The sequence below is a fragment of the Oleiphilus sp. HI0128 genome, assembly GCF_001635365.1.
Genome location: NZ_LWGG01001541.1, coordinates 1 through 831 on the forward strand (window position 1 = coordinate 1; position 831 = coordinate 831).

Sequence of the window (831 nt, forward strand, 5' to 3'; positions counted from 1 at the left end):
AGAGCAGAGTATTAAAAGAAAAACACCTCAAGCTAGTATTAAAAATGGAAGGTGGTCATGAGTTGTTTGACGCGATTCAATTTAATAGTCCATGGGTAAGTCAGCACTTGCCTGAAATGGCTAGAGTGGTCTTTAAACCGGGAATAAACGAGTTTCGAGGGCGAGTAAGTGTTCAATATATTATTGAGTATTTAGAGCCAGNTTCATGATTATTATCGTAAAAGCAGGCGTTCTTTCTTTGGAATAGAGCTTCGAATTTCTCTTTTACCAATCTATTGCCTATACTTTTTCCATATTTCTTGGACGAAAGAACGAGTGCTATGAAGCAGGAAAGTAAGAAAGTTGTTGGCCCTTCAATGAAGCGAAGAGATCCAAGAACGGAACAAATCACCAAAGAACTATCAGAAGATCTTTCAACTAATAAGCATACTCAGCACCAGGATGACTGTGCTAGAGCTGAACGAAGTGCACATGTAGGTCCCAGAAATAGAGTCTTCAGCAGTTTGATCTTTAAAATGAGCTTGGGCCTTGTTCTGTTTATCGCAGCAGTTGTAGCCGCCAGCTATTTTGTGACTCAGACAAAAGGCAAGCAGGTCATTTCCGAGCAGGCTGAAAAGCTAAATCGAGAGATTGGCCAGAATATTGTTTTAAAGCTGCAACAACGCCTTGTTGCGACTGAGACATTGACCACGACTTTAGCAAAACTCGGTGTCTCGCTTTCCAAAGATGTTGCTACATTTAAAGATTTATTGCCAAAGGTTATTGATCAAGCGGGAATGTCAAAGCTTGTTGCCGGTGGTGGTGTTTGGCCCGAACCCAATCAGTTCAAAG

The 831-nt window shown here is 41.2% G+C and carries 2 pseudogenes; both read left to right on the plus strand.

Annotated features, from left to right (window positions below):
• Positions 1–209: pseudogene (locus A3763_RS29235) on the plus strand (single-stranded-DNA-specific exonuclease RecJ); the annotation flags it as partial.
• Between the two features lie 111 nt (positions 210–320).
• Positions 321–831: pseudogene (locus tag A3763_RS25375) on the plus strand (hypothetical protein); the annotation flags it as partial.